This is a genomic window from Roseinatronobacter monicus (genome assembly GCF_006716865.1).
GTDB classification, from domain to species: domain Bacteria; phylum Pseudomonadota; class Alphaproteobacteria; order Rhodobacterales; family Rhodobacteraceae; genus Roseinatronobacter; species Roseinatronobacter monicus.
On record NZ_VFPT01000001.1, the window covers coordinates 1,000,465 to 1,014,582 of the forward strand.

A 14,118-nucleotide genomic window follows, 5' to 3' on the forward strand; every position below is an offset into this window, starting at 1 on the left:
CTGCGTGAAGGGTGATTTATTTCCGATATAGGGTGCAGGAATAGTCCAAATTTCTTATATGGTGCGCGTTATGGCAATTAAGCGGGATATTATTCTATAATGATGCAAGAGTGTAAGGAGTCGCTCCATGCAGCATTTTCCAATTTTCCTTGACCTTGCGCGCGCGCATGTCGTCATCGGTGGCGGTGGTGAAATCGCGCTGGCCAAGCTGCGCCTGCTGCTCAAGACCCAAGCCACTATAACCGTTTGCGCCGCTCACATCGAGCCAGAGATCAAGGCGCTTGCGCCGCGTGTCACGCTTGTGAACCGCCCTGTGCTGGCCTGCGACTTGGGCGGCGCGCGTCTGGTTTATGCGGCAACTGGCGACGCGGGCGAAGATGCGCGTATCGCGCGGCTGGGCCATGATGCGGGCGCGCTGGTCAATGTCGTCGATAATCTGGACGCGAGCGATTTCATCACCCCTGCGATTGTGGACCGTGACCCGGTTGTCGTTGCCATCGGCACCGAAGGGGCTGCCCCCGTGCTTGCCCGCAAGATCAAGGCGCAGCTCGAAGACACGCTACCCGCAAGCCTTGGGTCGCTGGCGCGGATTGGCAAGGCGTTTCGCAAAATGGCCGATGCCTTGCCTCAGGGGGCGCGCCGTCGTGCATTCTGGGCAGCCTATTATAACGAGGCAGGCCCGCGCGCATATGCCCAAGGGGGCGCACATAGCGTTTCGCAAGCGCTCGATAAGCTCTTGGCGCAGCATCTTGTCCAGTCCGCCCCGAAAGGCCATGTCGATTTCGTCAGCGCTGGTCCGGGCGATCCTGAATTGATGACGCTGAAAGCGCGCAAACTTCTGGACCGCGCGGATGTGGTGATTCATGACCGGCTGGTCACACCTGAAATTCTGGAACTCGCGCGCCGCGAAGCGCTGATCATCTCGGTTGGCAAGCAAGGGTTTGGTCCGTCGACACCCCAGCCAGATATTCATGACCTGATGATTGAGCATGCAGGGCAGGGCGCGCATGTTGTGCGCCTGAAGGGCGGCGATGCGTCGGTCTTTGGTCGTCTGGATGAAGAAACCGAAGCGTTGGATGGTGCGGGCATTCCGTGGCAGGTCGTGCCGGGCGTGACCTCTGCGTCCAGTGCTGCGGCCAGCATTGGTCAAAGCCTGACATCGCGCGGGCGCAACCGGTCCCTGCGGCTGGTCACTGCCCATGACATGAAGGGCTACGCAGATCAGGATTGGGCCGGCCTTGCCGCACCCGGTGCCGTAACTGCCATCTATATGGGCAAGCGCGCGGCGCGGTTCGTGCAGGGGCGGCTTTTGATGCATGGTGCCGCACCCGATACCCCCGTCGCGCTGGTCGAGAATGCGTCGCGTCCTGACCAGCAAATTGTGTCTGCAACACTGGCGAGCTTGCCGCAAATGGCCGCGCAGCTCGAAGGCCCTGCCGTCATCTTGCTGGGCCTTGCGCCAAGGCAGGCACACCAGACCCTCAGCTTGCAGGAGGTTGCCCAATGAGCCGCGATTTCGCTCCCTCGGTATTGACTGCCAATGACCTGTTTGAGGGGGATGTAGTGTATTTTACAGCAACCGGCGATTGGTCGCGCCAGCATACCGACGCGCTGCTTTTCACCGACCAGCAAGAAGCCGCAGAGGCGCTTGCCGCCGCGCAGGCACAGCCAGAACGCTTTGTCGGCCCTTATCTGGCACTTGCGCATTCTGGCCTCAATGGCCCGGAACCCGCCCATTTCCGCGAGGCGTTTCGCGCGCGCGGTCCGTCCAATTACCGACATGGCAAACAGCCGATGGGCATGTGTTGACCTTGTTCACACACCGCCAACTGCCACACAGCCCCAAGGATCGCTTGCCATGTATACCTATTCCGAATTCGACCACGACTTTCTGAAAACCCGCAACGCCCAATTTCGCGCGCAGGTCGAGCGGCGCATATCCGGTGCGCTGACCGAAGATGAATTCAAGCCTTTGCGCTTGATGAACGGTCTCTATCTGCAACTGCACGCCTATATGCTGCGCGTGGCTATCCCTTACGGCACGCTGAACTCTGCCCAGATGCGCCAGCTTGCGGATATTTCCGAGCGTTGGGACAAAGGTTACGGCCATTTCACCACGCGCCAGAATATCCAGTTCAATTGGCCGCGCCTGCGCGATGTGCCCGATATGCTGGATGCACTGGCAGAGGTGGGCATGCACGCTATCCAGACATCAGGGAATTGCGTGCGTAACGTGACCGCAGACCATTTCGCCGGGGCGAGCGCGGATGAGATTGCCGACCCGCGCCCTGTGGCCGAGTTGCTGCGCCAATGGTCCACCGATCACCCCGAATTCCAGTTCCTGCCGCGCAAGTTCAAGATTGCCATCACTGGCAGCCCCAATGACCGCGCGGTGACGCGCGCGCATGATATTGGTCTGCGCATGGTCCGTCAGGGCGATGCGCAAGGGTTTGAAGTCATTGTCGGCGGCGGGTTGGGGCGCACGCCGGTTATTGGCAAGGTGATTTCTGACTTTGTGCCAGAACAAGATCTGTTGCCCTATATCGAAGCGATCCTGAGCACCTATAACAGCTTTGGGCGGCGCGATAACAAGTACAAGGCGCGCATCAAGATCATGGTGAATGAACTGGGGCTGGACGAAGTTCGCGCCCGTGTTGACCGCCGTTTTGCGACCTTGCGCGCCGAGTGGTCGGGGGCGGATCGAGCAATCCTGCGCGATCTGCGCGAAAGCTTTGCCCCGCCCGCCTTTCGCACTGCGCCGACAGAAGGGTATGACGTCGCCTATCGGCACGATCCGGTGTTCCGGTCTTTCGCGGACACCAATCTTGCAGCGCATCGCCACCCCGATTACGCCATCGTCACGATCAGCCTCAAGGCCCATGGCGCAACACCCGGTGATGCGACCGCCGAGCAGATGCGCCTGATGGCCGATCTGGCGGCGCAATACGGCCATGATGAATTGCGCATCAGCCACGAGCAGAATGTCATTCTGCCGCATGTGCACAAATCTGATCTGCCCCATATTCATGCCGCGTTGCAATCGGCGGGGCTGGCCACGGCCAATATCGGCCTGATCTCGGACATCATCGCGTGCCCCGGCATGGATTATTGCGCGCTGGCAACTGCGCGGTCGATTCCGGTGGCGCAGGAAATCGCGCAAGCGTTCCGCGCGCGCGAGTTGGATATCGGTGCGATGAAGATAAAGATTTCAGGCTGCATCAATGCCTGCGGGCATCATCATGTCGGGCATATCGGCATTCTTGGTCTGGACCGGGCTGGGGTTGAAAACTATCAGATCACGCTCGGCGGTGATGGGACTGAAACCGCCGCTCTGGGAGAGCGGGCGGGGCCGGGCTTTGCCTATGACCAGATTGTCCCGGCCATAGACCGGCTGATCTGCGCCTATCTGGACCTGCGTGTTGATGCACAGGAAAGCTTTATCGCGGCGTTCCGGCGTCTTGGGCCAAAGCCGTTCAAGGACGCGCTTTATCAGACAGGAGGGCGGGCAGATGCAGCCTGATCCGCAAGCCATTGTAGCCGGACTTATCGCGCGGCAGCGCGCGACCCCGGCACAAGAGTTTCTGAAGGCTGGAATTGCGCAGCTTGACCGTGTGGCGATGGTGTCATCCTTCGGGGCAGATTCGGCTGTGCTATTGCACATGATCGCGCAGATTGACCGCGCCTTGCCGGTGCTGTTTATCGACACGCTGGCGCTGTTTCCCGAAACTGTCGCCTATCAGCGCGACCTTGCCACGCATCTGGGGCTGCGCAATGTCCAGACCCTTACCCCCGATCGAGAGGCGTTGTTCGTGCGCGACCCTGATGGTCTGTTGCACCGCAGCGATACGGAATCCTGCTGCCAGTTGCGCAAATCCGAGCCGCTGACCCGTGCGCTGGCGGGCTATGACGGCTGGATCACCGGACGCAAGCGCCATCAGGCCGATACGCGCGCCTCGCTACAGCGCGCCGAAGTCGAACCTGCAACAGGGCGCATCCGCCTGAACCCGTTGGCCGATTGGGATGCGCCTGCGATTGCCGCCTATCTGGATGCGCATGATCTGCCCCGCCACCCGCTTGTGGCGCAGGGCTATCCATCCATTGGCTGCGCGCCCTGCACCTCGCGCGTGAACACTGGCGAAGACCCGCGTGCGGGGCGCTGGCGCGGCTCCGAGAAAACCGAATGCGGCATCCACTTCACCGGGGGGATGGCGCAGCCACTCAGACGAGAGGACGCAGCATGACCACAATCGTCACGGATACAGGTTTCGCGCCTGATGACTGGACGGCAGGGTTTACCCCGCTGGAGGAATTTGATGCAGACCCCGATGCACCGCCGCAGGCGCTGGACCTGCCCTCCGATGTTGCGCCCGAATCGCTGGAGGGGCGACTGGACGGTATTTCCTTTATCCGGGTCGATTTTCCATCATTCTCGGATGGGCGCGGCTTTACACTCGCGCGCCAGTTGCGGCGCATGGGGTTCACGGGCCGGTTGCGCGCGCGGGGGCATGTGATTTCTGACCAATACGCAATGGCGCGGCGCTCCGGCTTTGACGAGGTGGAAATCCCCAACGCGCTGGCGCAGCGTCAGCCGCAGTCTGAATGGCAATCTCGCAGCGATTGGGCCGCGCCGCATTATCAGCAGCGGTTGATGTGAGAGAGTTGTAGTTGCTAAGATCACGCGCACCAGTTGCGCGTGACCCTGTCTGGATATGCGGAATAATCACAAATAACGCCGATTTCTTAACTTAGTTTTTGCCTTTTGCTGACAGTTTACGGTGTCACTGCACAAGGATGGAGTTGTTTGTGAGTATTCAGCAAGAGTTCGGGCCATCGCTTCGAAAGGAGTTTTTGTCACGCTATGTCGATAATCTTGCGATGCTGGAACGCCTTCATCGCCTGATGCTCGATGTCATCAAGGACGAGTTCGAGCGCCTTGGTGTTGTGACGATCAATCCGGTGCAGGCGCTGTTGCTGTTCAATATCGGCGACAATGAAGTCACAGCAGGTGAACTGAAATCGCGCGGGTATTATCAGGGCTCGAACGTGTCCTATAACCTCAAGAAACTTGTGGAAATGGGCTATATGCACCACCAACGCTCTGCGGTGGACAAGCGCTCGGTCCGCGTGCGGCTGACCCCGAAAGGGCAGGCGATCCGCAGCAAGCTGTCGGATATGTTCGCCCGCCATGCGCAGACCATGCAACAAGACAAGATCGTTGATTTCGGCGCGCTTGATACGGTTGCGCGCACCCTTAAACGCATGGAGCGGTATTGGGGCGACCAGATCAGATATATTTACTGATCGCATCTGGCCCCAAGCTGGGCGGTTGACCGGTATCTTGGCGAACATCGCGGCACCGGGCGACATTGTGAAATCGTTTTTCAGAATTGGCCAATGTCAGCCGCGGCTGAGGCAGGCCGTGGCGATGGCCGCAATCCCTTCCTCGCGTCCGGTGAAGCCCAGACGTTCAGACGTTGTGGCCTTGACGCTGATCTGGCCCATATCGCAGCCCATGATCGCAGCGAGGGCCGCCTGCATTGCTGCGGCATGCGGCCCGATCTTGGGGCGCTCGCAGATCAAGGTTACATCGCAATTGTTCAGCCGATACCCGCGCGCGTGCATCAGGCCGACTGCATGGCGCAGGAAGATATGGCTTTCCGCGCCTTTCCACTGCGGGTCACTGGGGGGGAAATGCCGTCCGATATCGCCCTCGGCCAATGCGCCGTAAATGGCATCACTCAGCGCATGCATGCCCACATCGGCATCGGAATGCCCCTGCAAGGCGCGCTCGTGCGGCACAAGAACACCGCACAGCCAGCACCCTTTGCCCGGCCCAAAGCGGTGCACATCAAAGCCATTGCCCAGCCGAATATCCATGTCATCTCTCCGTCTTGCCGCGATCAGACGCTCTGCGCGGTCGAAATCCGTTTGATAGGTCAGCTTCAGATTATCGTCTGCGCCTTGTGTGATGCGCGTTTCAATTCCGGCGGCGCGGGCAATCTCGACATCATCCGCGGCGTCGCCCAGATGGGCGCGGTGCGCCGCCAGAATTGCCCTGAATTCAAAACCCTGCGGTGTCTGCGCGCGGAACAGATCGGCGCGCGAAACCGCAGCAGCAACCTGCCCGTTTTCCCCCCGCCACAATGCGTCCACGACCGGCAGCGCAGGCGCGGCTGCAACAGCGTGATCGAGTGCTGCGCACACGTCGCCGATAACGGTGGGGCTGAGAAGCGGGCGCGCGCCGTCATGAATAAGCACATGCCGCGGCGCGTCACCCTCCAACGCTTCCAGCGCTGCACGCACCGAAGCCGTCCGCGTGTCCCCGCCGAGGACAATCGCAACATCGGGCGCGCGCAAGGTGTCGGCCTTGTCCAGATCATCGGGATGCACCACGACCACAAGCCGCGTGACCCCGGCCTGCCTGAACGCGTCCAGCGTGTGGGCCAGAACGATGCGTCCTGCCAGCATGCGCCATTGTTTTGGCACGCCTGTGCCTGCGCGCGTCCCGCGTCCTGCCGCGACAATGATTGCTGCAATATGCTGGCGCATCCAAAGCCCTTCCTTGATCAAGCCCTTGCTATAGGCCAAAGCAGGCCGTGCTGACAATCCGCGCGATTGCCTCAAGAATATGCACAATATTTAATCGTTTGATGAAATTCTCGCCAATTGTCTGGTGATCGGGTTTGCTTCTGCTGCACGGCGGGGCTAGGACAAATCACACAAGGATGCAGGGCAGCGCAATGCACGACGACCTCAAGACCCATCAGGCACAGACCAGCAGGCCATTGGCCGAACTGGCAATTGATCCGGCTGTGCTGTTGGCGCCGCTCGCGGGCATCACGGATCTGCCGTTTCGCCGCGTGGTGGCCAGTTTCGGGGCGGGGCTGGTGGTGTCGGAAATGGTTGCCAGTCAAGAGATGGTGCAGGCCAAACCCTCCATGCGCGCAAAGGCACGGGCCGAATTGGGTCTGGGCGAGGTGCGCACCGCAGTGCAACTCGCCGGGCGCGACGCATATTGGATGGCCGAAGCCGCGCGCATGGCCGTGGGAAGCGGTGCCGAAATCATTGACATCAACATGGGCTGTCCGGCCAAGAAGGTCGTGGGCGGCATGTCTGGCTCTGCGTTGATGCGTGAACCCGATCATGCCCTGCGCCTGATCGAGGCTGTGGTACGTGCAGTGGCGGTGCCGGTCACACTCAAGACGCGACTGGGCTGGGATGACGATTGCCTGAACGCGGCTGCCTTGGCGCAGCGCGCAGCCGGGGCAGGGGTGCGGATGGTCACGATTCATGGCCGCACGCGCTGTCAGTTCTACAAGGGGCAGGCGGACTGGGCGGCGATCGCAGATGTGGTGCGGGCCTGCCCGGTTCCGGTCATTGCCAATGGCGATATCACTTCGGTTGCAGCGGCGCGTATGGCACTGGCCCAATCCGGCGCTGCCGGTGTCATGATCGGACGTGGCGCGCAGGGGCGGCCTTGGTTGCTGGCGCAGGTCGCGGCTGAGTTGTTTGGCACGCCCGCGCCCAAGGTGCCGGTTGGCGCGGATCTGGTGGCCTTGGTCAGTGCCCATTACGAGGCGATCTTGTCATTCTATGGCCGTGATCTTGGCGTCAAAACCGCACGCAAGCATCTTGGCTGGTATATTGATGCGGCGGGGGGGGCTGTGGCGCTGCGTCAGAAACTTCAGACTGCGACGGACCCGGCAGAGGTGCTGCGCCTGCTGCCCGATGCCTTGTCCCCGCTGCCAGATGTGGAGCGCGCCGCATGACGCCGCCCGCCACTGGAACGATCTGGTCGGCCTTGCCCGTACCTGCATTGATGATTGGACAAAAAAACGGGGTGGAATGCATCGCCGATTGCAACCCCGCAGCAGAGCAATTCCTCAGCCTGTCGCGCCGCTCGGTTCTGGATTGTCCTTTGGCGCGAATCGTTCAGATTGACGCACCCATCGAGACAGCCCTGCAACGCTGCCGCGAGAACCGCGCGCCAGTTTTCATCAATGACGCCCCGGTCACCCAAGGTGAGCGTCCGAGTGTGCATTGCGCGATCCAACTCGCACTACTGGGGGATCAGGGCGATCTTGTGCTGATGCTGATGACCCCGCGCGAGATTGCGGGCAAGCTGGGCAAGGCAGATGGCATTCGCCATGCCGCGCGCTCGGCCATTGGCATGTCGCAGATGCTGGCGCATGAGATCAAGAACCCGCTTGCGGGCATTACGGGGGCCGCACAGCTTTTGTCCATGGGCCTGAGCGGCGAGGATCGCGCGCTTACCGACCTTATCGTGGCGGAGTCGCAGCGCGTCGTCAAACTGCTGGATCAGGTCGAGCAATTCGGCAACCAGCGCCCGCCCGAATGTCGCGCGGTCAATATTCATGATGTGCTGGAACGCGCGCGCCGGTCCGCCGAAGTGGGCTTTGCCGCGCATATGCAAATCCGCGATGCCTATGATCCGTCATTGCCGTCGGTCTGGGCCGATGCTGATCAGTTATTGCAGGTGTTTTTGAACCTGTTGAAAAATGCGGCACAAGCGCAGCTGATGGGCGGGCGCATTCGCATCAAGACGTTTTTCGAGCAATCCCTGCGGTTACGCGGGGCCGGTGGGCAGGATGTCGCCTTGCCGATCCATGTCGAGATCATCGACGATGGCCCCGGCCTGCCTGCCGATATCGTGGATGAAGTTTTTGATCCCTTCGTCTCGGGCCGTGAAAACGGCACCGGTTTGGGGCTGGCGCTGGTGTCAAAAATCATCGCGGCTCATGATGGCTGGGTGTCTGTCGACAGCAAACCCGGCCGTACCGTGTTCAGAATTTCACTACCCCGAGCGCCCAAGATGACTGACAACAAGGAGAGTCGCTGATGGACGGCACAGTTCTGGTGGCAGATGACGATCGCACGATTCGAACCGTGTTGACACAGGCGCTGACGCGTGCGGGCTGCAAGGTGCATGCCACCTCCAGCCTGACCACGCTGATGCGCTGGGTGGAAGAAGGGCGTGGTGATCTGGTCATCACAGATGTCATGATGCCGGATGGCAACGGGATCGAGATGATCCCGAAAATCAGTCAGGAACGCCCGGATTTGCCTGTCATCGTGATCTCGGCGCAAAACACGATCATGACCGCCATTCAGGCCAATGAGGTCGAAGCGCATGACTACTTGCCCAAGCCTTTTGATCTGCCTGATCTGCTGAAGCGGGCAGGGGCGGCGATGAAAAACCGCCGCCGCGTCGCGTCCACAGAGGTGCCGACGCGGCCAAGTCCGGCACCGCGCGGCGACATGCTGAGTATGGACAGTATGCCGCTCGTCGGGCGCACGCCGGTCATGCAGGAATTGTATCGGCTGATCGCGCGGGTCATCAATTCCGCCATGCCTGTGCTGATCCTTGGGGAATCGGGCACCGGCAAATCGCTGATTGCGTGCACGCTGCATGACCTGTCTGACCGGCGCAACCAGCCCTTTGTGGCCGCTACTGGTGAGGATCTGAACACCTTTGACGGGGCGCAGGTTCTGTTGTCGCGGGTGCGCGGCGGCACGTTGCTGTTTGATGAAATCCTGTCTTATGACACCGATGCGCAACTGCGCGCCGCGCGCCTGCTGGATGCTTTGCCCGAAGACGGGCCGCGCGTCATGGCAACTGCACAGGGCAACCTGACGCGCGCGCTTGCCGAAGGGGGATTGCGCGAAGACCTGTATTACCGCCTTGGCGGGGTTGTGCTGAATGTGCCGACACTGCGCGAACGCATCGACGATCTGGAGCCGTTGTCGCGCCATTTCCTGTCACAGGCAGCGGACGAAGGTGCGACCCTGCGCACCCTGTCCCCCGAGGCGATGGAAGTTGTGCGGCTGTATTCGTGGCCCGGCAATGTGCGGCAATTACAAAACACCTTGCGCCGCCTTGGATTGACCAGCGCCGACCCGATCATCGCGCGCACCGAGATTGAGGGCGCGCTGCACAGCCAGCCAAGTGCTGTGTCCGTGGGCGAGCGGTTCACCGATGAGACATTGTCCGAGTCGGTGGCACGCCACCTGCGCAGATATTTCGACCTGCATGGACAGGATTTGCCACCACCCGGATTGTATGGGCGAATCTTGCGTGAAATGGAAACCCCGCTGATCGAACTTGCGCTCGATGCAACCGGGGGCAATCAGGCGCGATGTGCCGACCTGCTGGGCATCAACCGCAACACCTTGCGCAAGAAGATCACAGAGTTGGATATTCCCGTCTCGCGTCGGCGCAAGCTGACCTGACAGACGCCCAAAGCAAGAATGTGTGATTTGATGTAGAATTACCACAGGTCATGTGGCAAGCTCGCCTCATTGTATCACGGGCAGCGGGGCACGTCCCTTGAAGTTACGAGATGCTGGTCGAGGGGGTGGCGCGTGTTAATGGGACCAGTTCGCCGATGCTGAAGGCGGCGATGATAAGATCAGGTGATGGGCGCTTGTCCAACAGACTGGCGTTGGTGCTGGTGCTGCTGGGGCCGCTGTTGGTGTTTCTGACACTCATGGCGCTGGGTCCGATGGGGCAGGTGTTTGATTCGCGCAGCCTGTTGCTGGTGCTGCTGGCAGACCTTGTTTATGTTCTGATTATTGCCGCTTTGGTCGCCATTCGTGTGGCGCGGCTGGTGTCTGCGCGGCGTTCTGACTCGGCAGGGTCGCGGCTGCATTTTCGCTTGTCGACCTTGTTTGCCACCATCGCCTTGGTGCCAACGGTCACTGTGGCCGTCTTTGCCGTTCTGACATTGAATGTGGGGCTGGAAGGGTGGTTTTCGGACAGGGTGCAGCGCGTGGTCGGGAACTCTATGGCCGCAGCCGAAGCCTATCAGTTCGAGCAGGAGCGCGATCTGCGCACCGATACGCGCGAATTGGCCGCCTATCTGGAAACTGTGCGCCGTGTGTTCCCCCTGATCGAGGATGGCGAGTTGCGCAGCCTGTTGTCCGAAGCACAGGCGCAAATCCAGCGCGGGCTGCGCGTGGCCTTTATCGTCGATGGCGAGGGGGAGATACGTGCCCGTGGAGAGCGTTCCTTCAGGTTCAATTTCACCCCCCTTTCGCCAGAAGATATCGCGCAGGCGCAGGATGGGATTGTCGTGATCCGCGACTGGCCCAACAATGAGTTTCGCGCCATTGTGGCGTTGGACAACCATTTCGACCGGTATCTTTATGTCGCCCGAGAGGTGGATGGTGCCATTCTCAGCCTGCTGGATGAAACCCGAGAAACTGTCGCATTCTATCAACAGCTTGAACGCGAACGGGGGCGCTTGTTGTTTCAATTCGGCGCGCTTTATCTGGGCTTTGCCTTGATCCTGATTCTTGGGTCCATCTGGTTGGGCCTGAATTTTGCAGAACGGCTGTCCCGCCCTGTGGGCCGGTTGGCGCAGGCGGCCGAGCAGGTGGGCAGTGGTGATCTGGATGTTCAGGTTGAGGTGGCGCGCGATGATGACGAAATAGCCTTGCTGGGCCGCGTCTTTAACCAGATGACGCATCAGTTAAAGGGGCAGCGCGAAACCTTGCTGGAAAACAACCGCCAGATCGAGGCGCGCAGGCGGTTGTTCGATTCCGTTCTGGGGTCGGTGACGGCAGGGGTCGTCGGGCTGGACGCAGAAGGGCATGTCGAATTTATCAACCGTGCCGCAGTCACGATGCTGGAGTTGGAGGCAATGACCAGCCCGACCGTGCCCTTGGATCAGGTCGTGCCAGAGTTTGCCCCGCTTCTGGAGCGTTTGCGCACCACCCCGGCCAATCTGGGCCGCGTTCAGGAAGAACTCAGGATTTCAAGGTCGGGGCGGCTGGAGACATTGCTGGTGCGCATGGCCGAGCGGCGGCGCAGCGATGGCCAGTTGGAAGGCTATGTGGTGGCGTTCGATGATGTGAGCGAGCTGGTCTCGGCGCAGCGCATGGCCGCATGGGGCGATGTGGCGCGGCGGATCGCACATGAAATTAAGAACCCGCTGACGCCCATCCAGCTTTCCGCCGAACGGATCGAGCGGAAGTTTTCGCGCAAGCTGGAAGGGGCCGATGCCGATAGCCTGTCGCAACTTACATCTGTAATTGTGCGCCAAACCAATGACTTGCGCCGCATTGTTGATGAATTTTCACGGTTTGCCCGTATGCCCGAACCTGACCGGCGCCCGCATGATCTGGCCGCCATTCTGCGCGATTGTGCGCTGCTGCAAGAAAGCGGCCAGCCCGATGTGCGTTTTCAGACCGACTTGCCCGCCGAAGCTGTCATCGTTGAAGTGGACGACACGATGATGGCCCAAGCCTTCACAAACTTGATTAAGAATGCAGGTGAAGCTATTGAAACGCGTATGGAAAATGAGGGTGCGGGAAAGTTCGTTCCAGAGATACGATTGAGTTTCGAGGCGTTCGAGAGCGAATTGCGGATCACCATATCCGAAAACGGGGTCGGGCTGCCCGAGGATCGCTCGCGACTGTTTGAACCTTATGTGACGACGCGCGCGGCGGGCACCGGACTGGGCCTGTCTATTGTGCGCAAGATTATCGAGGAACATGGCGGCACGTTGCGGCTGGAAGATGCGGAAATGTTTGACGGCGACACCCATGCCGGTGCGATGGCAGTTATTCGTCTGCCACGCCTGACACCCCAACAGATGACCGAGGAAGACATGAGCAAATTAGCGAGTAGTGACGCATGAGTGACATTCTGATTGTTGATGATGAGCGCGATATCCGCGAGTTGATCTCTGATATTCTGGAGGATGAGGGGTTCACCACCCGGCGTGCCGCCAATTCGGATGACGCCATGGCCGAGGTCAACGCCAACCCGCCCGCGCTGATGGTGCTCGATATCTGGCTGAAAGACAGCAAGATGGACGGTATCGACATTCTGATGACGGTCAAACGCTCTAATCCCGATATTCCCATCGTCATCATTTCGGGCCACGGCAATGTCGAAATTGCGGTCGCTGCGATCAAGCAGGGGGCCTATGATTTCATTGAAAAACCCTTCAACATTGACAAGCTGATGGTGGTCATCAGCCGCGCAATGGAAGCGTCGCGCCTGCGGCGCGAGAACTTGGTCTTGCGGCGGCGTGATACCAACAGCGCCCAGATGCTGGGGGAAAGCCACGCTTACCGCGCCATGTATGCGCAGCTTGAAAAAGTGACCAGCTCGAACGCAAGGATCATGCTGACCGGCCCTGCGGGCAGTGGCAAGGAAGCGGCTGCGCGCTTCGTGCATGAACATTCCGACCGCGCCTCATGCCCCTTTGTCTGCGTATCTGCCGCCACGATCGAGCCGGAGCGTATGGAAGAAGTGCTGTTTGGCCGCGAAAGCCCCGAGCGCGGGGTCGAGCCGGGCCTTCTGGAGCAGGCGCATGGCGGTGTGGTCTATCTTGACGAAGTGGCCGACATGCCGATGGGCACGCAATCCAAGATCCTGCGGGTCTTGGTCGAGCAGCAATTCACCCGCGTGGGTGGCGCGGATAAGGTGCGCGTTGATCTGCGCGTCATGAGTGCGACCAGTCAGGATTTGTCCCAGCGCGTGCGCGATGGTCTGTTCCGGCAGGAATTGTTTGACCGCCTCAGCGTAGTGCCGATCCCCGTGCCCGGTCTGGAAGACCGTCGTGAGGACATCCCCTTGCTGGCCGAGCATTTCCTTGACGAGTTGCACCGCACGCAGGGCCTTGCAAAGCGCAGCTTGTCCGACGCCGCACGCGCGCATCTGCAAGCCATGCGCTGGCCCGGAAACATTCGCCAGCTGCGCAATGTGATCGAGCGGGCGATGATTCTGGGCGACGCTGGACGCGCCATCGACATTCGTGACCTGCAATCAGAGGTGCCGGGCGAGGGCGATGAGAATGAGCCCAAACTGGTGCTGTCGGGCAGTCTGACGACCTTGCCCCTGCGCGAAGCGCGCGAGTTGTTCGAGCGCGAATACTTGTTGTCGCAGATCAAGCGGTTCGGGGGCAATATCAGCCGGACTGCGTCATTTGTGGGCATGGAGCGCTCGGCCTTGCACCGCAAACTGAAATCCCTTGGGGTGAATACTGCGAAATTGTCCGAGATGAAGGGCTGACAGCGTGGCTGCGCATCATGGGCTTGAACATGCGCCGCCATGCTGACACATGACACGCCAGATGCGTCGCCATT

The 14,118-nt window shown here is 60.4% G+C and carries 12 protein-coding genes; 11 read left to right on the forward strand and 1 reads right to left on the reverse strand.

The window, feature by feature from the left end:
* The first annotated feature begins 127 nt into the window (after positions 1–127).
* The 6 genes from cysG to BD293_RS04620 all read left to right on the forward strand — a co-directional run bounded on the left by cysG (position 128) and on the right by BD293_RS04620 (position 5,301).
* Entirely contained in the window at positions 128–1,507 is a 1,380-nt protein-coding gene (gene cysG, locus BD293_RS04595; protein ID WP_142080080.1) for a siroheme synthase CysG, read from the forward strand.
* Positions 1,504–1,809 carry a DUF2849 domain-containing protein gene (locus tag BD293_RS04600; RefSeq protein ID WP_142080081.1) on the forward strand — a complete coding sequence of 102 codons (306 nt, stop codon included), beginning with the start codon at positions 1,504–1,506 and terminating at the stop codon, positions 1,807–1,809. The genes cysG and BD293_RS04600 overlap by 4 nt, the downstream gene beginning before the upstream one ends.
* 49 nt (positions 1,810–1,858) lie before the next feature.
* A complete protein-coding gene (locus BD293_RS04605) occupies positions 1,859–3,520 on the forward strand; it encodes a nitrite/sulfite reductase (RefSeq protein WP_142080082.1) in 1,662 nt (553 codons plus the stop codon).
* Positions 3,510–4,241 (forward strand): phosphoadenylyl-sulfate reductase, encoded by a 732-nt coding sequence (locus BD293_RS04610; protein WP_142080083.1) that lies wholly within the window; start codon positions 3,510–3,512, stop codon positions 4,239–4,241. Before BD293_RS04605 ends, BD293_RS04610 begins: the two co-directional genes overlap by 11 nt.
* Positions 4,238–4,654, forward strand: coding sequence for a DUF934 domain-containing protein (locus BD293_RS04615; RefSeq protein WP_142080084.1), 417 nt, complete (start codon positions 4,238–4,240; stop codon positions 4,652–4,654). The genes BD293_RS04610 and BD293_RS04615 overlap by 4 nt, the downstream gene beginning before the upstream one ends.
* A gap of 137 nt (positions 4,655–4,791) precedes the next feature.
* A complete protein-coding gene (locus BD293_RS04620; protein ID WP_142080085.1) occupies positions 4,792–5,301 on the forward strand; it encodes a MarR family winged helix-turn-helix transcriptional regulator in 510 nt (169 codons plus the stop codon).
* 96 nt (positions 5,302–5,397) lie between these two features.
* Here the strand turns inward: BD293_RS04620 and BD293_RS04625 are convergent, their stop codons facing one another.
* Entirely contained in the window at positions 5,398–6,549 is a 1,152-nt protein-coding gene (locus BD293_RS04625) for a bifunctional 2-C-methyl-D-erythritol 4-phosphate cytidylyltransferase/2-C-methyl-D-erythritol 2,4-cyclodiphosphate synthase (RefSeq protein WP_142080086.1), read from the reverse strand.
* Between the two features lie 191 nt (positions 6,550–6,740).
* Between BD293_RS04625 and dusB the strand changes: the two genes are divergently transcribed.
* The 5 genes from dusB to ntrX all read left to right on the forward strand — a co-directional run bounded on the left by dusB (position 6,741) and on the right by ntrX (position 14,044).
* The gene (dusB, locus tag BD293_RS04630; RefSeq protein WP_142080087.1) at positions 6,741–7,769 is read left to right on the forward strand and encodes a tRNA dihydrouridine synthase DusB; all 1,029 of its coding nucleotides are present in this window, start codon (positions 6,741–6,743) and stop codon (positions 7,767–7,769) included.
* Positions 7,766–8,860, forward strand: coding sequence for a two-component system sensor histidine kinase NtrB (locus tag BD293_RS04635; protein WP_142080088.1), 1,095 nt, complete (start codon positions 7,766–7,768; stop codon positions 8,858–8,860). Before dusB ends, BD293_RS04635 begins: the two co-directional genes overlap by 4 nt.
* Positions 8,860–10,251, forward strand: coding sequence for a response regulator (locus BD293_RS04640; RefSeq protein WP_142080089.1), 1,392 nt, complete (start codon positions 8,860–8,862; stop codon positions 10,249–10,251). The genes BD293_RS04635 and BD293_RS04640 overlap by 1 nt, the downstream gene beginning before the upstream one ends.
* A 170-nt stretch (positions 10,252–10,421) precedes the next feature.
* On the forward strand, positions 10,422–12,662 hold the full coding sequence (locus tag BD293_RS04645; RefSeq protein ID WP_246086211.1) for a sensor histidine kinase NtrY-like: 2,241 nt from the start codon (positions 10,422–10,424) through the stop codon (positions 12,660–12,662).
* The gene (ntrX, locus tag BD293_RS04650; RefSeq protein ID WP_142080090.1) at positions 12,659–14,044 is read left to right on the forward strand and encodes a nitrogen assimilation response regulator NtrX; all 1,386 of its coding nucleotides are present in this window, start codon (positions 12,659–12,661) and stop codon (positions 14,042–14,044) included. Before BD293_RS04645 ends, ntrX begins: the two co-directional genes overlap by 4 nt.
* Positions 14,045–14,118: the final 74 nt, after the last annotated feature.